At 52.0% G+C, this 17670-nt stretch carries 18 protein-coding genes; 17 read left to right on the top strand and 1 reads right to left on the bottom strand.

Annotated elements, in window-relative coordinates:
- The first annotated feature begins 93 nt into the window (after positions 1-93).
- From nifH to nifE, 6 genes are all read left to right on the top strand, one after another.
- Positions 94-918: a nitrogenase iron protein gene (nifH, locus tag OOT00_RS10400; RefSeq protein WP_265425314.1), complete on the top strand. Its 825-nt coding sequence runs from the start codon at positions 94-96 to the stop codon at positions 916-918.
- A gap of 162 nt (positions 919-1080) precedes the next feature.
- The gene (locus OOT00_RS10395; RefSeq protein ID WP_265425313.1) at positions 1081-1437 is read left to right on the top strand and encodes a P-II family nitrogen regulator; all 357 of its coding nucleotides are present in this window, start codon (positions 1081-1083) and stop codon (positions 1435-1437) included.
- Positions 1434-1814, top strand: coding sequence for a P-II family nitrogen regulator (locus OOT00_RS10390; RefSeq protein ID WP_265425312.1), 381 nt, complete (start codon positions 1434-1436; stop codon positions 1812-1814). Before OOT00_RS10395 ends, OOT00_RS10390 begins: the two co-directional genes overlap by 4 nt.
- Before the next feature lie 186 nt (positions 1815-2000).
- Positions 2001-3638, top strand: a complete 1638-nt coding sequence (nifD, locus tag OOT00_RS10385) for a nitrogenase molybdenum-iron protein alpha chain (protein WP_265425311.1) — start codon at positions 2001-2003, stop codon at positions 3636-3638.
- A gap of 166 nt (positions 3639-3804) precedes the next feature.
- The gene (nifK, locus tag OOT00_RS10380) at positions 3805-5181 is read left to right on the top strand and encodes a nitrogenase molybdenum-iron protein subunit beta (protein WP_265425310.1); all 1377 of its coding nucleotides are present in this window, start codon (positions 3805-3807) and stop codon (positions 5179-5181) included.
- 668 nt (positions 5182-5849) lie between these two features.
- Entirely contained in the window at positions 5850-7193 is a 1344-nt protein-coding gene (gene nifE / locus OOT00_RS10375; protein ID WP_265425309.1) for a nitrogenase iron-molybdenum cofactor biosynthesis protein NifE, read from the top strand.
- Between the two features lie 67 nt (positions 7194-7260).
- Here the strand turns inward: nifE and OOT00_RS10370 are convergent, their stop codons facing one another.
- A complete protein-coding gene (locus OOT00_RS10370) occupies positions 7261-7452 on the bottom strand; it encodes a bacterioferritin-associated ferredoxin (protein WP_265425308.1) in 192 nt (63 codons plus the stop codon).
- 101 nt (positions 7453-7553) lie between these two features.
- Here OOT00_RS10370 and OOT00_RS10365 point away from each other — a divergent pair, with 101 nt between their 5' ends.
- The 11 genes from OOT00_RS10365 (at position 7554) to OOT00_RS10315 (ending at position 16824) form a co-directional block, all read left to right on the top strand.
- Positions 7554-8930, top strand: coding sequence for a nitrogenase component 1 (locus OOT00_RS10365; protein ID WP_265425307.1), 1377 nt, complete (start codon positions 7554-7556; stop codon positions 8928-8930).
- A 214-nt stretch (positions 8931-9144) separates the two neighbouring features.
- On the top strand, positions 9145-10446 hold the full coding sequence (gene nifB / locus OOT00_RS10360; protein WP_265425306.1) for a nitrogenase cofactor biosynthesis protein NifB: 1302 nt from the start codon (positions 9145-9147) through the stop codon (positions 10444-10446).
- Between the two features lie 219 nt (positions 10447-10665).
- Complete coding sequence (locus OOT00_RS10355; protein WP_265425305.1) at positions 10666-10980, top strand: (2Fe-2S) ferredoxin domain-containing protein; 315 nt, start codon at positions 10666-10668, stop codon at positions 10978-10980.
- A complete protein-coding gene (locus tag OOT00_RS10350; protein ID WP_265425304.1) occupies positions 10977-11453 on the top strand; it encodes a GNAT family N-acetyltransferase in 477 nt (158 codons plus the stop codon). The genes OOT00_RS10355 and OOT00_RS10350 overlap by 4 nt, the downstream gene beginning before the upstream one ends.
- 57 nt (positions 11454-11510) lie before the next feature.
- The gene (locus tag OOT00_RS10345) at positions 11511-12554 is read left to right on the top strand and encodes a hydroxymethylglutaryl-CoA lyase-like TIM-barrel protein (RefSeq protein WP_265425303.1); all 1044 of its coding nucleotides are present in this window, start codon (positions 11511-11513) and stop codon (positions 12552-12554) included.
- Between the two features lie 318 nt (positions 12555-12872).
- On the top strand, positions 12873-13436 hold the full coding sequence (locus tag OOT00_RS10340) for a TIR domain-containing protein (RefSeq protein ID WP_265425302.1): 564 nt from the start codon (positions 12873-12875) through the stop codon (positions 13434-13436).
- Complete coding sequence (locus OOT00_RS10335; RefSeq protein WP_265425301.1) at positions 13433-14269, top strand: macro domain-containing protein; 837 nt, start codon at positions 13433-13435, stop codon at positions 14267-14269. The genes OOT00_RS10340 and OOT00_RS10335 overlap by 4 nt, the downstream gene beginning before the upstream one ends.
- A 163-nt stretch (positions 14270-14432) precedes the next feature.
- Positions 14433-14867 carry a hypothetical protein gene (locus OOT00_RS10330; RefSeq protein ID WP_265425300.1) on the top strand — a complete coding sequence of 145 codons (435 nt, stop codon included), beginning with the start codon at positions 14433-14435 and terminating at the stop codon, positions 14865-14867.
- Between the two features lie 168 nt (positions 14868-15035).
- Positions 15036-15428 carry a type II toxin-antitoxin system VapC family toxin gene (locus tag OOT00_RS10325; protein ID WP_265425299.1) on the top strand — a complete coding sequence of 131 codons (393 nt, stop codon included), beginning with the start codon at positions 15036-15038 and terminating at the stop codon, positions 15426-15428.
- 1 nt (position 15429) lies between these two features.
- On the top strand, positions 15430-15648 hold the full coding sequence (locus tag OOT00_RS10320) for a type II toxin-antitoxin system Phd/YefM family antitoxin (RefSeq protein ID WP_139450992.1): 219 nt from the start codon (positions 15430-15432) through the stop codon (positions 15646-15648).
- A gap of 144 nt (positions 15649-15792) precedes the next feature.
- Positions 15793-16824: a transposase gene (locus tag OOT00_RS10315; RefSeq protein WP_265425298.1), complete on the top strand. Its 1032-nt coding sequence runs from the start codon at positions 15793-15795 to the stop codon at positions 16822-16824.
- Positions 16825-17670: the final 846 nt, after the last annotated feature.

Genomic DNA, 17670 nt, shown 5'->3' with positions numbered 1-17670 from the left:
GGAATTGGGGAAACGGTTCACGGAAACACCATGGCCGGGAAAGAACGTATCACCGGCCATGTCCTTCTCATCTTTCATAAAGGAGTAAAAACCATGCGCAAAATCGCTATCTATGGCAAAGGCGGCATCGGCAAATCCACCACCACCCAGAACACCGTGGCCGGGCTTGCGGAAATGGGGAACAAGGTCATGGTGGTGGGCTGCGATCCCAAGGCGGACTCCACACGCCTTCTCCTCGGAGGGCTGGTACAGCGCACCGTACTGGACACCCTGAGGGAAGAAGGCGAAGACGTAACCCTCGATGATGTCCAGAAAGACGGATTCTGCAACACGGTCTGCACAGAATCCGGCGGACCGGAACCCGGCGTGGGCTGTGCGGGCCGGGGCATCATCACCTCCATCAACCTTCTTGAACAGCTGGGAGCCTATGCGGACAGCCGGAACCTTGATTATGTCTTTTACGATGTACTCGGTGACGTGGTTTGCGGCGGTTTTGCCATGCCCATCCGTGAAGGCAAAGCCGAAGAAATCTACATCGTGGTTTCCGGAGAAATGATGGCCATGTATGCGGCCAACAACATCTGTAAAGGCATTGTGAAGTTTGCGGAAGCGGGTACGGTGCGCCTTGGGGGACTGATCTGCAACAGCCGGAACGTAGACAATGAAAAGGAAATGATCGAGGAACTGGCCAAGCGATTAGGCACAAAAATGATCCACTTTGTACCCCGTGACAATGTGGTGCAGCGAGCGGAAATCAACCGTAAGACAGTGATCGAGTTTGAGCCGGCCAATGAACAGGCTAATGAATACCGAACTCTGGCCAAAAAAATTGCCGAAAACGAATTTCGTATTGTCCCAACCCCTCTGGCCATTGAAGAGCTGGAGCAGCTCCTCATGGATTACGGCCTTGCCGGTTAAAAAGGCCTGAAAGGCCCGCAGCAGATACTTATACAAAAAAATGTCAGTCCATGCACCCGTATGTTTCTTTATGTTTTCGCGCAGAAATCCGGCCCCTGACAGGTTCGGTATATTACAAAAAAGTAATCTCCATATGCGAGACCTAAAAAAAGGAGTCTTCCTATGCACCTCATTAAAGCCATTGTCCGGCCTGAACGCAGCGACCGTATCCTCTCCGACCTCATGGAAGCGGGCTTTCCCGCAGTGACCAAATTTTCCGTGGTGGGACGCGGCAAGCAGCGGGGCATCAAGATCGGAGACATCACCTACGATGAACTTCAAAAAGACCTGCTCTTTACGGTGGTGAAGGATGCGGACTGTGAATACGTGATCCGCACCATCATGAAGGCGGCCCGTAGCGGCGATAAAGGGGCCTTTGGAGACGGCAAGATCTTTGTCACCCCCGTTGACGAAGCCTACACCATCAGCTCCGGCATCAAGGAAAGCCCGGACGGCGGTCTGGAGGAGGTGCAGGTATGAAGGAAATCATTGCTATTGTGCGGATGAACCGCATGAACCAGACCAAAAAAGCCCTGGTGGAGGCGGGCATCACCTCCATGACGGCTAAAGAGGTGCTGGGCCGGGGCAAAGGGATTGTGGACTTCTCCCTGCTCAAAGGAGCAGAAAAGGGTTACGAGGAAGCCATCACCCAGCTGGGAGACTCCAGCCGCCTCATCCCCAAACGCATGATCTCCATCGTGGTGCCGGACGGCCTTGTGGAAAAGGTGGTCTCCACCCTGATGGGCGTCAACCGTACGGGAAAATCCGGAGACGGCAAAATTTTTGTGCTTCCGACCCGAGACTCCATTCGTATCCGCACCGGAGAACGGGGAGAAGCCGTACTGGATGAGGTGTAAGGTTATTTCCTGAAACAGGAAGATTGTAGCCCACTCGGCTGAAGCTTTTCAAGCCGATGGCTAAGGCCTCAAAGCTGGTAACGGAGGCTGAGACTCTCAAAACCGGTGGCGGAGGCTCTCGAAGCCAGGGCCGGGGTGAGGAATCAATTTCAGGGTACCCAAACGACCATGATGAAGGAAACGACCATGAGCGACGAAAAAAATACGGCTGCCAAGCTGGAAAAAATAAAGGGCGAGATTCTCGCCAAGTATCCCACCAAGGTGGCCCGGAAACGGGCAAAACAGATTCTGGTGAACCGCCGTGACACAAACGGCAAAATGCCGGAAGTGGGCGCCAATGTGCGCACCGTTCCGGGCATCATCACCCAGAGGGGCTGCTCCTACGCCGGATGCAAGGGCGTTGTGCTGGGGCCCACACGGGACATCGTGAACATCACCCATGGGCCTGTGGGCTGCGCCTACTATTCCTGGCTCACCCGCCGCAACCAGACCCGACCCGAATCCGATACCGATGAAAACTTCATGAATTATTGCTTCACCACGGACATGCAGGATGAACACATTGTTTTCGGGGGAGAAAAAAAGCTGAAACAGGCCATTCAGGAGGCCTTTGATCTCTTTCATCCAAAAGCCATCTCCGTTTTTTCCACCTGTCCCGTGGGTCTCATCGGCGACGATGTTCACGCCGTGGCCCGTGAAATGAAAGAAAAGCTCGGCATCAATGTCTTTGCCTTCAGCTGCGAGGGTTACAAGGGCGTCAGCCAGTCCGCAGGGCATCATATCGCCAACAACGGCATTTTCACCCATGTGGTGGGGCTGAACGACACCATAGGCAAAGGAAAGTTCCGCATAAACCTTCTGGGGGAATACAACATCGGCGGCGACTCCTTTGAGATCGAACGGATTCTCGATGCCTGTGGCATCAGCCTTGTCTCCACCTATTCGGGGAACTCGTCCATTGATCACTTCGCCAACTCCCATACGGCGGACCTCAATGCCATCATGTGCCACCGCTCCATCAACTACATGGCGGAGATGATGGAAACCAAGTTCGGGATTCCCTGGATCAAGGTGAATTTCATCGGTGCGGAATCCACGGCCAAGTCTTTGCGCAAAATCGCCCAGTATTTTGAGGATGAGGAGCTGAAGGCAAAGGTGGAAGAGGTAATTGCTGCGGAAATGCCAGCGGTGATGGCCTCTTTAGAAAAAGCAAAGCCCCGGTGTGAGGGCAAGCGGGCCATGCTCTTTGTGGGCGGTTCCCGTGCCCATCATTATCAGGATCTTTTCGGTGAGCTGGGCATGGAAACCCTTGCAGCGGGCTATGAGTTCGGCCACAGGGACGACTACGAAGGCCGCAAGGTTCTGCCCAGCATCAAAATCGATGCAGATTCCCGTAATATTGAAGAGCTGCACATCACGCCGGATGCAAAGCGCTACGCCCCCCGAAAGGATGAGGAAAGTCTCAAAAAGCTGGAAAGCGAGGGGCTTGCCTTCCGTGAATACGAAGGGCTCATGCCGGACATGAAGGAAAACACCCTGGTCATTGATGACATCAGCCAGTTTGAGACGGAAAAGCTCATCGAAATTTTCAAGCCGGACATCTTCTGTGCGGGCATCAAGGAAAAGTACGCCATCCAGAAGAGCGGCATTCCCATGAAACAGCTCCATTCCTACGACTCCGGCGGGCCCTATGCGGGCTTTAAGGGAGCCATCAATTTCTATGGGGAAATCGAGCGCATGGTGAACGCCAAGGTCTGGTCCTTTATCACGCCTCCATGGGCTGCTGAACCTGAACTCTCCGCCAACTACGCCTGGGTTGCCTGAGAGGCCCGTGGCCCCTGTGGGAGTCGGAAACCTCCCCGCTCCTGCGGGGGTTCAATTTTTAACGGTCATCAATCGCTCTTTCATTTGCTCCATGAAAAACAGAGAGGCACAAAGGGCCATTTGTGAGCCTTGCTCAGCATCCAACATTCAAGGAAAGGACATCCCCATGCTCCTCCGTCATACATCCGCAGAACCCGTGGAACGCACGGGACTCATGATCAACCCGGCCAAGACCTGTCAGCCCATCGGGGCCATGTATGCGGCACTGGGCCTCCACGGCTGCCTGCCCCACAGCCACGGTTCCCAGGGCTGCTGCGCCTATCACCGCTCCGCCCTCACCCGCCACTACAGAGAGCCCGTGATGGCGGCCACCAGTTCCTTCACCGAAGGCGCTTCCGTCTTCGGCGGACAGGCCAACCTGCTCCAGGCCATCGACAACATCTTCACGGTCTATGAGCCAGATATCATTGCCGTACACACCACCTGCCTTTCAGAGACCATTGGCGATGACCTCAATCAGATCGCCATCAAGGCCAGAGACGAAGGCAAAATCCCTGAGGGCAAATACGTGATCCATGCCTCCACCCCCAGCTATGTGGGTTCCCATGTCACGGGTTTTGCCAACATGGTGCAGGGCATGGTAAAGGCCTTTTCCGAATCCACGGGCAAAAAAAATGAAACCCTCAATATCATTCCCGGATACGTGGAACCTTCGGACATGGAAGAAGTCAAGCGCATGGCAGGTCTCATGGGCCTGAAAACCATTGTCTTCCCCGACACCTCCAATGTGCTGAATGCACCCCAGACGGGAAAATTCCGCATGTATCCCAAAGGAGGCGTGACGATTGCGGAAATGAAGGCCACGGGAGACAGCAAGGCCACCATCGCCCTCGGACCTCTGGCCTCGGATCTGGCGGCCCGCAAGCTGGATGCCCAGTGCAAGGTGCCCTGTCATACCCTTGAGCTGCCCATCGGTCTTCAGGCCACGGACCGCTTTGTGGACACCCTGAGGAAAGTGGGCGGTGTCAGTGTTCCGGAAAGCATTGCCGTGGAAAGGGGAAAACTCCTTGATGTGATGACGGACATGCAGGCCTGGTTCTACCAGAAACGGGTGGCCCTTTTCGGCGATCCGGACTCCCTTGTCTCTCTGGTGGAGTTTCTGGTGGCCTTGGACATGCACCCCGTCCATGTGGTGACGGGTACGCCGGGCAAGGCCTTTGAGCAAAAAATCCGGGATCTGACCGCCCATCTTCCCGTGCCCGTAAACGTCAAGGCCCATGGTGATCTCTTCCTTCTCCACCAATGGATCAAGAAGGAGCCCGTGGATCTGCTCATGGGCAACACCTACGGCAAATACATGGCAAGGGATGAGGATCTGCCCTTTGTGCGCTTCGGCTTTCCCATCTTTGACCGGGTAGGCCACAGCTATTTTCCAACGGTGGGCTACATGGGCGGCATCCGGCTCATGGAAAAGATTCTGGATGCCCTTCTGGATCGCAAGGATCGGGACAGCCCGGAAGAATCCTTTGAGCTGGTGATCTGAGCGGGTGGTCTGAAAGGCGCACAGTCTCTATTTCTCCCCTCTCCCACTGGGCTTATCTTTACCCATAAGTCCGGAATTATGAAATCAGGGGTACTAACACAGAGAAAATGGTGGGCAGCAGGCCTGTTTCCCCCCCTTGGGTGAGAATATTCTTTATGGAACTCTCACCCAAGGAGCAGGCACAGGGGCCTTTCTTTACAAAACAGGGGCTGCGCAATTCATTCACAGGTGCAGATTGTGTCTGCCCCACCTGCTCCTTTATGGCCTTGAGGCCGGTCGTTAGTATTGTCGTTAAGGACCTTAATGACCTTAAGGACTTTAAGGTCATGAAGGAAAGAGAGGGAAAAAGAGCATTTAGACACCCTCAAAACTACATTTTTGCAACTCAACAGGCTTGATAAAAATTGTGGGTAAAGCCCAGCCCACTGGGAGAAGGGCCGGGGCCTTGCCCGGCACACAGGCTACAAACCGGATCTGTTCCATTTGCTGAAGCTTGTTAGTCTGAGTGCCGGGGTGAGGGCAAAAGGGCCGCTGAAACCCTTTCGAAATACATCACTCACAAACAGCCCGGCTGTCTTATTCAGGAACCGGGCCGATAAAATGGCCTGTGTGCCATAAACTGAACATCCGCAGCCCATATTAAAGGGCTTTACAGCAAAGGGGGACTTATGCCGAACCAAGGTTTTTCCATACTGGAACAGAGAAAAAACGCCATCCATAAAACGGGTGAGGCTCCCTGCACCATGAGCTGCGACACCAAAAGCCTTGCAGGTTCCGTCAGCCAGCGGGCCTGCGTCTTCTGCGGCTCCAGGGTGGTGCTCTACCCCATTGCCGATGCCCTGCATATTGTCCACGGCCCCATCGGTTGTGCCGCCTACACCTGGGACATCCGGGGTGCCCTCTCTTCCGGGCCTGAGCTGCACCGCTTAAGCTTTTCCACCGACCTTAAGGAAAAGGACGTGATCTTCGGAGGCGAAAAAAAGCTGGAGGCCGCCCTCCTCCATCTCATTGAAAAATACGCACCCAAGGCCGCCTTTGTGTACAGCACCTGCATCATCGGCATCATTGGCGACGACGTGGAGGCCGTCTGCCGGAAGGTGGAGGCAAAAAAGGGGATTCCCGTGCGGCCCGTGCATTCCGAAGGTTTCAAGGGCACCAAAAAGGACGGGTACAAGGCCGCCTGCACCGCCCTCTTCTCCCTCTTCGATCAAAAGGCTCTGCCCGCATCCCGCCCCCTTTCCATCAATATTCTGGGGGAATTCAACATTGGCGGCGAAGCCTGGATCATCAAGGAATATTACCGCCGCATGGGCATAGATGTGGTTTCCGTCATGACCGGAGACAGCCGGGTGGAGGAAATCATGAAGGCACCGGAGGCAAAGCTCAATGTGGTGCAGTGCTCCGGCTCCATGACCGGCCTTGCCAAAGACATGGAAAAGGCCTTTGGCATCCCCTTCATCCGGGTATCCTATTTCGGCATCGAGGATGTGGCCAAAGCCCTTTACGATGTGGCTTCCTTTTTTGAGGACAGGGATCTCATGGAGCGTACCAAGGATCTGGTGCGGGAGGAAATCCGGGCCATCCTGCCGGAGATTCAGCGCTATAAAACGGATCTTCAGGGCAAAAAGGCTGCCCTCTATGTGGGCGGGGCCTTTAAGGCCTTTTCCCTGATCCGGGCGCTGGATGCTTTGGGCATGGAGGTGGTCATGGCAGGCACCCAGACGGGGGCCGGGGACGAATACGAGGAACTTGCCCGGATCTGCAAGCCCGGCACCCTCATTGTAGATGATGCCAATCCTCTGGAGCTTTCCGCCTGCGTCATGGAAAAGGGAGCGGATCTTTTCATCGGTGGTGTGAAGGAAAGACCCATTGCCTTCAAGCTTGGTCTTGGCTTCTGCGACCACAACCACGAACGGAAAATCCCGCTGGCGGGCTTTGAGGGCATGGTCAACTTCGCACGGGAGGTACACGCCACCGTGACCAGCCCCGTGTTCCGGTTTTTTGACCGCTGACAAAGGGGCATCAGGATTTCTTTTTTTCTGAAAAATTCTCCACCACCTGGCGGATGTCCGGCAGGCATCACCGGCCTAAGGGATTTTTACTGGCGCAGTCGCACCCGCCGGATTGTTTTTCCCGGAGAATTTTTTCGTAAATGAGGGATCGTCCATGGAGGGCATACTCCTCTTCAATATGTCTTCGGGTATAGGCAAAACAGTGGCAAACCAGATCTTCATCACCAAACGCGGGCTTAGAAAAAAACCGGAAATTCATTTCTGTACTCTCCTTACAAAGCAGTCATTGTCGCCTTAGGCACAAAGGAAAGATACAGCAAAAAATATCACAGGTACACAAAGGGATTTTAAGGAGGCACCATGTTCCATTCCGAAGAAATCATGAAACCCGTCACGGAAAACGCATGCAGCCTCTGCGCCCCCCTTGGGGCGGCCCTGGCCTTCAAGGGTGTGGAAGGCTGCGTTCCCCTGCTCCACGGTTCCCAGGGCTGCGCCACCTACATCCGGCGCTACATGATCAGCCATTTCAAAGAACCCGTGGACATCGCCTCCTCCAATTTTCATGAAGACACGGCCATCTTCGGCGGCGGGGCCAACCTGCGCATGGCCATCAACAACATCCTGCGCCAGTACAGACCTAAAATCATTGGCATTGCCTCCACCTGCCTTTCAGAAACCATTGGTGACGATGTGCCCATGATGCTGAAGGAAATCCGGAAAGCCAACCCGGACTATCCGCCCCTCATCTTTGCCTCTACCCCCAGTTACAGCGGCAGCCATGAGGAAGGCTACTGGAAAAGCCTTTCCGCCCTCGTGGATCAGCTTCTTCCGGAAGGCCCTTCGAACATGGCCGGAAAGCGGGAAGAGCTTCTGCCCCTTTTTACCGCCGCACTCTCCCCTGCGGATCAGCGCCATCTCAAGGATCTTGTGGGTCTCATGGGCCTTTTCCCCTGTCTTGTACCGGACAGTTCAGAGACCCTCGATGGCGGCAAATGGGAGGAATACGAGACCCTGCCCCGTGGCGGTGTATCGCTAGAGAGTTTGCAGAACATGATCGAGGCGAAAGCGGGCCTGCATCTGGGGGCCGCATCCGCCTTGCGGGAGATCTCGCCCTTAACAATCCTTGGCAGAAAATCCGGTCTTGCGCCGCATTTTCAGGGGCTTCCCGTGGGCATCCGGGCCACGGACCGCTTCCTTGCCCTTCTTCAGGATCTCAGCGGACAGGCCATTCCCAAAATGCTGCTGGAAGAACGCTCCCGGCTCATAGACGCCTATGTGGACAGTCACAAAATAGTATCCGGTCTCAAGGCCATGGTCTTCGGGGATGAGGATCTGGTGGCAGGCCTTGTACCCTTTCTTGCGGAAATCGGCGTAAAAACCCTTGTGGCTGCATCGGGAAGCCGCTCCGGTCAATTGAAAAAATCCCTGGAAAGTCTTCTTTCTGAAGATGAACAGACGGGAATGAAGGTGGTGGAAGGTGCCGATTACGCCACCCTGGAAAAGCTTGCCGAAGAAAATCCGCCGGACTTTTTCATGGGTTCCAGCAAGGGCTACGCCATGGCGAGAAAAACCAGAACGCCCCTTATCCGTGTGGGTTTTCCCGTCCACGACCGGGTGGGCGGCCCCTCCATCCGCATACTGGGCTATGGCGGCGCACGGGAGCTTTTTGAGCGCATCTGCAACGGCATTCTCGAAGTGCGACAGGAGGCAACGGGGGTGGGGTTTTCCTATCTATGAAGACAAAACCTGAATTAACCATGGGTTTTCATGCAGGGGCACCCCCCCGTGGTTGCCCAAAACCAGGGCAGGCACAGGGGCCTGCCCCTACACCAGAGGGAGATGGGAAATTTGCTGAATAATTGCTCTCCCTCAAAAAGATCAAAACAGGGTCTGCCCCGGATACAGAAAACGGGCATCTAGGCAGATCATCTAAAAAACCAAGGAGGCTCCCATGTCATCCATCTTTGATAAGCATCCCTGCTTCAACAAGGCCGCACGAAAAACCCATGGACGGGTGCATCTGCCCGTAGCTCCACGCTGCAACATCCAGTGCCGTTTCTGCGACCGCAAATTCGACTGCGTCAACGAAAGCCGCCCCGGAGTGGCCAGCGGTATCCTTTCGCCCTATCAGGCGCTGGTCTATCTCGACCATGTGTTTGCGGAAAAAAAGAACATCTCCGTGGTGGGCATCGCAGGCCCCGGCGATCCCTTTGCCAATGCCGATGAAACCATGGAAACCCTGCGCCTTGTGCGCCAGCAGTATCCGGACATTCTGCTCTGCCTTGCCACCAACGGCCTTGGCGTCGGGCCTTACATCGAAGAGCTGGCGGATCTTAAGGTCAGCCATGTGACCCTGACCATGAACGCCGTGGATCCTGAGATCGCAAGCCGCATCTATGCCTGGGTCCGCCATGGTAAACGGGTGCGTCAGGCCATGGAAGGCTCCGAGATTCTCCTTGAAAAACAAAGCGAAGCCCTGATTCAACTCAAAGCCCATGGCATAAGCGTGAAGGTAAACAGCATCCTCATTCCCGGCATAAACGAAGACCACATTCCTGAAGTGGCCCGCACCGCAGCTTCCCTTGGCGCAGACATCTTCAACTGCATTCCCTACTACCCCAACCCCGGCTCGGCCTTTGGCCATATGGAAGAGCCGGGAAAGGATCTTGTGCAAAGAGTCCGGGCAGCATCGGCCATCCATCTGCCCCAGATGACCCACTGCACCCGCTGCCGGGCCGATGCCGTGGGCTGCCTTGGGGAACAGGAAAGTCCCAGTCTCATGGCCAAACTCAAAGCCTGCGAGGCCATGCCCAAAGTGCCGGACAGCCACATTCCAGCAGATGAAGATTCCTGCCGCATCCTCAGCCCCAAACGGCCCTTCATCGCCGTGGCCAGCAGAGAAGGGATTCTCGTGAATCAGCATCTCGGCGAGGCGGATAGTCTTCTGATTTTCCGGGAAAAGGACGGAGACTTTGAACTGGTGGATACCCGGGTCACACCGCCCAAGGGCGGCGGCGAATCCCGGTGGGAAGAGATGACCGCCCTTCTGTCCGACTGCCGCATGCTCCTTGTGAGTGGCATTGGAGAGCGCCCAAAAACCGTGCTGCTCCAGTCCGGCGTGGATGTGGCCGAAGTGGAGGGACTCATCGAGACCGCCCTGACCCCCGCCTTTTCCGGGGCATCTCTGATGCATCTCAAAACCCGCAGCATCAAGGCCTGTTCCGGCGCTGGCGCAGGGGGATGCGGGGCATGAATGGTCTTGTAGGGGCAGGCCCCTGTGCCTGCTCTTCTCCCCTCTCTCTGCTCGGTCGCTGAGGCTCTCGAAGCGAGGGGCTGAGGGCAAAAGGACTCTGGATCACCCCAGACCACGATTCAATGCAGAAGCATTTACGCGATAAAGATTTGAAATCAAACATGCGTAACAGTTACTAAAAATCCACTTTTTTCAAACAAACTTCAAAGGAGAACTCCCATGGCCCTTCCCCAGCACACCATCCTTGTATGCGCCAGCTTCCGCTTTTCCGGCGACCCCCAGGGGGTCTGCCACAAAAAAGGCGCTGCCAGCCTCTTACCTTATATAGAAGAAGAAATCCTCGACCGGGGGCTGGATGCCCAGGTGGTCAGCACGGGCTGCCTCAAACAATGCGAAAAAGGTCCGGTATTGGTGGTCTATCCACAGAATATCTGGTACGGCGGCGTGGAGTCGGAATCTTCGGTGGATGCCATTCTCGATGCCATGGAGGAAGGGGCCATCTGTCAGGAACTTGCGCTGGGGCAGGCCCCATGACATCCAAAAGGCCCGCCTTCTGCATTGAAAAAGCCCTTGATGCGGACATCCCCGCCATGGTGGAGCTGCTGGCGGGTCTCTTTACCCTGGAAGCGGATTTTACACCCGATGCCGCCAAACAGGCCGCAGGCCTTTCCACCCTGATCCGTGAAAAAAATGCCCTTGTGCTCACGGCCAGACAGGAAAACCGGGTCATCGGCATGGTGACGGTGCAAGGCCTCATCTCCACCGCAGAAGGCGGAGAGGTGGGGCTTCTGGAGGATCTGGTGGTAAAGGAGGGGCTTCGGGGCCGGGGCATCGGCACGGCGCTGATTCAGGAGGCCGTTCGCTGGTGCCGGGATCAGGCCATGACCCGCATCCAGCTCCTTGCCGATCGCAGCAACACCCAGGCCCTTGTTTTTTATCACCATACGGGATGGCAGGCCACCCAGCTTGTGGCCCTGCGCCATCCCATTCCGATGAGGCAGAGCTGACCCGACAGGCACTGCCTTACGGCCTGAAACGGGAGTTCTTTTTGAAAGGATGAGCCCATGGAACAAGACCGCCCTGCCCTTTTCCGGCCCCTCATCATCGACACCACCTTACGGGACGGCGAGCAGACACCGGGGCTGGCCTTTTCCATGGCGGAAAAAATCCGCCTTGCATCCATGCTGCTGGATGCGGGGGTGGATGAGATCGAGGCGGGCATTCCCGTCATGGGAGGCGAAGAAGCCCGGTATCTCCGCCACATCGCAAAACATCTTTCAAAGGAGCGCATCTTTGGCTGGTGCCGACTCCATGAAAAGGATCTGGAAGCCGCCGAAGCCTGCGGCATGAAACGAATTCACATGGCCTTTCCCGTCTCCACCCGTCAGCTCCGGGTGCTGGGCTGGGATAAGGCCATCCTTGAAACCCGCCTTGAAACCCTTCTGCCCCTTGCCCTCAGCCGCTTTGAGGGAGTGAGCCTTGGCTTTCAGGATGCCACCCGCACCCCCGTGGAAGACATGCTGGATCTTCTTGAAATGTTGAAAGGTTTTCCCATCCGCCGCATCCGCATTTCCGACACCGTGGGTGTGGCAAGCCCCCTCGAAATTTCCCGGCTCGTTGAAAGCTTAAAGAAAAAATCTCCCTTTGATCTGGAATTCCACGGCCACAACGATCTGGGCATGGCCACAGCCAATGCCCTCACCGCCCTTGAAAGCGGAGCCAATGCCGTGTCTCTCACGGTGAACGGCCTTGGCGAACGGGCAGGAAATGCAAGGCTTGAGGAGCTGGTCATGGCCCTGACCCTCAAAAAAATCCCCCATGGCGTGAACACGAAAGCTCTGCGGCCCCTCTCCCGCCATGTGGCAGGGCTTACGGGCTGCCCTCTCCCACCGGACAAGCCCGTGACGGGTAATAGGGTATTTACCCACGAATCCGGCATCCACTGCCACGGCCAGCTCCGCGATCCCTTGAGCTTTCAGCCCATGGAGCCGGAGATCCACGGACTGGCCCCAGTGCGGTTTATGACGGGGAAGCATGGGGGGAGAGCGTCTTTGATGGGAGAAGATGGGGGGATAAGAAATAAAAGCTTGTCATGGGTGGAGGGGTAGGATATGGGGAAAAGATCGTTTTGGCTGTGGGGATGGGGAGAAAAAGTCTGGCCGTGGAAACTTGCAGTTTGAAGATGATGGGGACGGTATTTTAGCCTTTTTTCCATGTTTTGGGGTTTGATAGCAGGATACATGGAAAATCAGGCTTTTTTTGATAAACGGACGAGGGCTAAGCAGGGATTTCCATGTTTTAGCCTTTAATATCAGAATAAGTGGAAAACTTTCCGGATATAGGGACGGATAACATGGAAAATTTCCACTTATTGCACTGTTAGGGGCCAAGCCTCGCTACCGGAAATATAACTTTTGGAGAAAAAAATGGCATATAGAAACGGCAATTACGCTGCCTTTTACGTTGCAGAACCTTTCAATGCAAGCGCTCTCGGCGCACATGCAACAAAAGATTTCTGCTATTACAACATGTTACGGGCATGGAAAGGAAAAGAAGCATCATTTCCTTTTAATGATTCACATGATAAGACGTACAACGTCCGTGACGGCAGTGATTGGGAAAAAACACTAAAGCCAAGACTTCAAGAGCGCCTTAGGAACTCCAAAAATATTGTACTTTTTCTTAGCTCAAACACAGTAAGCTCAAGAGCTCTACGAGAAGAAATTAACTACGGAATAAATAATCAAGGGCTGCCTGTTATTGTTGTATATCCAGAATATGACTCTAAGGAAAGCCTGTTGCTTAATGGTTCACTGAAACAGTCTGTGAAAAGTCTATGGGGTAACTTGCCTATTTTTAGAGATTCAATGAGTAAGGTTCCGACACTTCACATACCCAACAAGAAGGACATCATTGAGGCTGCACTGAATAATAGCGATTTTATGGTTGCCACCAAAACGAGTCCAGATTACTACTGGTACGAAGTATGACAAAGGTTAGTTTTATTGACAGGAGGGTGATTGAGAATTTTCTCAAGATCACCTCTGCCATAAGCGCAACACTTTCTTTATTTGTATTGTTTGTCGATATTCCAACAAATTGCAAAAGTACCTATGGGTGGATATTTGTCGGGCTGTTGGTTCTAATTTATTTAGCAATTTGGATTTGGTCTAACAATCTCAATAAAATTGATATCAATATTGAAGGAAGCGAGGTAACGATAAAGGTAGGCGACATTTTTTCCGAATCCGGATTCAAGGCCATTTCTTTCAATGAGTACTTTGACACAATCGTAGATAACAAAATAATTTCTGAAAATTCGCTGAACGGAATTTTTGTAAAAAAATATTTTGGAGATCAAGTTTCAGAACTTGATAGCCATATTGATAACTATCCCTTCGATGAAAGTGAAAAGCTCGATTGCAACGCCGGGCGAGTCGTGGGTAAAAAGTTGCGATATCAGATAGGCTCTATTTGCGTATATAAAGATTTTCTTTTGGCTGCTTTTACGAAGTTCGATAACAACAATAAAGCGGTGCTCACTATGCCTGAGTACCTTGAATTCCTAATTAATTTTTGGGACAAGGTCAACAATGTATATGGTCAGCAGAGCGTAGCCACGCCGATTTTTGGTTCTGGGATTACTCGAATTCAAGGGCATAAAACTATAAGCGATGAAGATCTTTTAAAAATAATGTTGTGGACATTCCGCATTAGTGAAATGCGGTTCAAGTACCCGGCGAAGCTAACAATTGTAATTCATAAGAGCAAGATTGATAAAATTAATCTCCTTGATATTAAGTCAGCAAGAAATGGTGTTTAGATCCCCTAACAAGGCGCTGCTGTCGGACAAATTTTCCGCTGCGCTACAAATTTGCCGCAGAGCGCGGCGATGGCGCGGACGCTTCGCGCCATCGGGGCGGCGTATACCCCCGCCCCGTTATAGGGCTAATCAGGGTTTCATTTACGATTAAGGAAATTTGTAATTGGCGACTATAGAAGATGACTATAAACGTCCACTAACAGAGATTTATAAGGAGCTACCTCATGATACTCAAAAGTGGGTCGATGAAAATACCGATAAAGTGTTGATTTATTTCAGGTTCTGGTGTTTTTTTATATTGTTTTCGTCAATTACTATCGGCTTTTTCATAGCGTTTGACTTTATTAACGAGCCTATTGGAAAATTAATCCAACGCGTTGGATCCATTATTCCATTCCTAGCTGTACTTGGGGAGGCACTTTTTATTGTAAAAATAAATAAACTTGCAAGTGTTATACATCCAGCACAGCTCACTTGTGAAATATACATGCAAAGAAAATTTAAAGTTTTAGTGAATATATCTGTAGTGCTTACATTCCTATTTGTTGGTATTGGATCTATTTTGTCAGGTTATGGTGATTTGCTATTTAGCCTATAACAAGCGCCTCAACCAAACCACAGGACACCCACTTGGTCTTCCCACTTGGTCTTTGTTCCCACCCTAACCTTTAAAAGTCATCCCATGCATTGAACCTTCCACTTCTGCACTTGACAACTCATATCAGAATTGTACAATTGTCAAAAATCTTATATTTTGGAGCTGATAATGGAGATCGTAATCGATACTTCAGCAATAATAGCAGTCATAGTAGATGAACCTGAACGAAAAAAAATTATTGAATTAACAAGAGGAAATACCCTCATTGGCCCAGGTTCTATTCCTTGGGAAATTGGAAATGCCTTTTCGGCAATGTTTAAAAAAAAGCGAGTGAGTCTTGCAGAGGCCGAAAAAGGGCTTGATATTTTTAAAAAAATTCCGATTCGGTATATTGAAACCGATTTTGCAAATGCCGTAACAATATCTCAAAAAACCAATATCTATGCCTATGATGCCTATTTTCTGGATTGTGCCTTAAGACAGAAAGCACCCTTACTGACATTGGACTCAAAGTTGTGTGCCGTTGCCAAAAGTCTAAAAATCTCAACACTGGAGGCATAAAATGCAAATTTACACATATTCAGAAGCAAGACAAAAGCTTGCGATTGTTCTCGATCAGGCTGAAACTTCCGGTAAAGTCCTCATTCGGAGAAAAGATGGTCGCACATTTGCTTTAATTCCTGAAAATATTTCTGATTCCCCTTTGGACATTCCAACCATTAAAGCTAAAATTTCCACGAAGGAAATCGTTGATATTATTCGTGAAGGAAGGGAAAGGTAACGACGTGGCTGCCTATGCGGCCAACTACACAGCAATTACACAGAACAGCAACTCACAGGACACCCACTTTGTCCTTGACCCCCATTCCAAAACCCCCTATCTTTCCCTTTAAAAACAAAATTCTATCTTTACAGGAGTGCCCCCATGACCTACCCCCGATCCACCCTCATCAGTCTTGAAAGCACCCCATGGTATCACTGCGTCTGCCGCTGTGTCCGCAGGGCTTTTCTCTGTGGCAAGGACAAACAGTCCGGCATGGACTTTGACCACCGCCGGGGCTGGATAGCGGAGCGCATCATGGAGCTTTCGGCCATCTTTTCCATTGATGTGGCGGCCTATGCGGTCATGAGCAACCATTACCACATCGTGCTGCGTGTGGATGAGGATCGTGCCCTTGCCTTATCGGATCGTGAAGTCTTCACCCGCTGGAAACGGCTTTTCAAGGGACCGGATGTGGTGAGACGTTACCTTTCAGAAACCGAAGACCTGAGCGCATCGGATCAGCTCAGGCTTGATGAGCTGGCAGGCCTCTACCGAAGCCGCCTGTATGATGTTTCGTGGTTCATGCGGATGCTCAATGAATCCATCGCAAGAAAAGCCAATCAGGAGGAAGGCATTTCCGGCAGGTTCTGGGAGGGACGTTTCAAAAGTCAGGCCCTTCTCGATGAAAAGGCCATTCTGGCAGCCATGGCCTATGTGGATCTCAACCCTGTCCGTGCGGGTATGGCCGAAACCCCTGAAACTTCAGATTTTACGTCCATTAAGGAAAGGCTGGATGCCCTTAAGGCAAAGGATGCGGATGCCTGTTCCGTCACACCACGGGATGCATCCCCGAATACTCAGCAGGAAAAACCGAGGGCTTCCCTTGCCCCCTTTGATGATCTGACGGATATGGCCTTTGCCATTCCCTTCGGATTCCATGAATATGCAGAGCTTGTGGACTGGACAGGAAGACAGCTTACGCGCAAAAAACGGGGAAATATCTACCGGAAGGCCCCTCCCCTTCTCAAACGCTTAGGGCTGGATGCTACCGTTTTTGTATCTTCCATGGATACCCTTTTAGAGCAGTTCGGCACCGCCGTGGGAGATCCGGAAGTTTTAAGAATGCACTGCAAACTCAGAGGTCTGCGCTGTATGCGGGGTGCCGGGTCTGAAGTGTTTTGTGATGCGGCCTGATTGCCCACCGCAGGATGCCCACCACAGGACACCCAAGGCATCCTTGCTCCCCCCCCTATCTTTCCATTTAAAAACAAGATCCTATTCCCACAAGATGGGCACCATGCCCCCCCGTTCTGCCCTCAGCAACGTTGAAAGCACCCCATGGTCACTGTGCCTGCCGCTGTGTCCGCAGGGCCTTTCTCTGTGACAACCACTTAGACCTCTTCTGAAATATTTTTTTGAGTAAATGACAAGAAAAAAAGTCCTAATAATTTCGAATACTGGGATGCCTCATTTTTATGAAAAAAACTCCTGTGAACTAAAGTTAGCAATCTTGTTTTTCATACCACACAATCCAAATCATTATTGTATTAATTTGGGGTCTTAGGTGCCGCAATCAAAAAAACTATTTTTTAGTGGATTTAAATACTTATACAATCATCCCACACGCTAAACCAAGGGCCGTTTCCATATAAAAAACCTAAAATTTTAAAATTTTATACTTTTAAATTAGGCCATTACACAAAGACCACAAACAGAATAAGAAAAACAACACATACTGCGTGATGGAATCACCATTGACATGGTGTATCGGTGAATGGCCAGTGCCTGTATCGTGCTTTGTTTTGCTCAAAAGTGCCATTATTTGGCATTTTTTGTCAACAATGATTATGGAAGAAAGTTTTGCTTTGTTGGTAAAAACTAAGAAGCAGCGCATTCGCTGTTTTTAGGGTGCTGGTATGTCATTTGCTATAGGTCCTTGTTGGTAAGCGGTGCTCATAAGGATCTTTTTCAACCTGAATCAGAAACCGAAGAAATGGATAGGGCCTTTTTGAGCTGTCTGTTGGGCAGTTTCTGATGTGT

The organism is Desulfobotulus pelophilus (assembly GCF_026155325.1).
Taxonomy (GTDB): Bacteria; Desulfobacterota; Desulfobacteria; order Desulfobacterales; family ASO4-4; genus Desulfobotulus; species Desulfobotulus pelophilus.
This window is presented reverse-complemented; position numbering and strand designations above follow the sequence as displayed.

Coding starts and splice junctions, on each gene's coding strand:
- nifH (WP_265425314.1), top strand. CDS start 94: ATGCGCAAAATCGCTATCTATGGCAAAGGCGGCATCGGCAAATCCACC.
- OOT00_RS10395 (WP_265425313.1), top strand. CDS start 1,081: ATGCACCTCATTAAAGCCATTGTCCGGCCTGAACGCAGCGACCGTATC.
- OOT00_RS10390 (WP_265425312.1), top strand. CDS start 1,434: ATGAAGGAAATCATTGCTATTGTGCGGATGAACCGCATGAACCAGACC.
- nifD (WP_265425311.1), top strand. CDS start 2,001: ATGAGCGACGAAAAAAATACGGCTGCCAAGCTGGAAAAAATAAAGGGC.
- nifK (WP_265425310.1), top strand. CDS start 3,805: ATGCTCCTCCGTCATACATCCGCAGAACCCGTGGAACGCACGGGACTC.
- nifE (WP_265425309.1), top strand. CDS start 5,850: ATGCCGAACCAAGGTTTTTCCATACTGGAACAGAGAAAAAACGCCATC.
- OOT00_RS10370 (WP_265425308.1), bottom strand. CDS start 7,452: ATGAATTTCCGGTTTTTTTCTAAGCCCGCGTTTGGTGATGAAGATCTG.
- OOT00_RS10365 (WP_265425307.1), top strand. CDS start 7,554: ATGTTCCATTCCGAAGAAATCATGAAACCCGTCACGGAAAACGCATGC.
- nifB (WP_265425306.1), top strand. CDS start 9,145: ATGTCATCCATCTTTGATAAGCATCCCTGCTTCAACAAGGCCGCACGA.
- OOT00_RS10355 (WP_265425305.1), top strand. CDS start 10,666: ATGGCCCTTCCCCAGCACACCATCCTTGTATGCGCCAGCTTCCGCTTT.
- OOT00_RS10350 (WP_265425304.1), top strand. CDS start 10,977: ATGACATCCAAAAGGCCCGCCTTCTGCATTGAAAAAGCCCTTGATGCG.
- OOT00_RS10345 (WP_265425303.1), top strand. CDS start 11,511: ATGGAACAAGACCGCCCTGCCCTTTTCCGGCCCCTCATCATCGACACC.
- OOT00_RS10340 (WP_265425302.1), top strand. CDS start 12,873: ATGGCATATAGAAACGGCAATTACGCTGCCTTTTACGTTGCAGAACCT.
- OOT00_RS10335 (WP_265425301.1), top strand. CDS start 13,433: ATGACAAAGGTTAGTTTTATTGACAGGAGGGTGATTGAGAATTTTCTC.
- OOT00_RS10325 (WP_265425299.1), top strand. CDS start 15,036: ATGGAGATCGTAATCGATACTTCAGCAATAATAGCAGTCATAGTAGAT.
- OOT00_RS10320 (WP_139450992.1), top strand. CDS start 15,430: ATGCAAATTTACACATATTCAGAAGCAAGACAAAAGCTTGCGATTGTT.
- OOT00_RS10315 (WP_265425298.1), top strand. CDS start 15,793: ATGACCTACCCCCGATCCACCCTCATCAGTCTTGAAAGCACCCCATGG.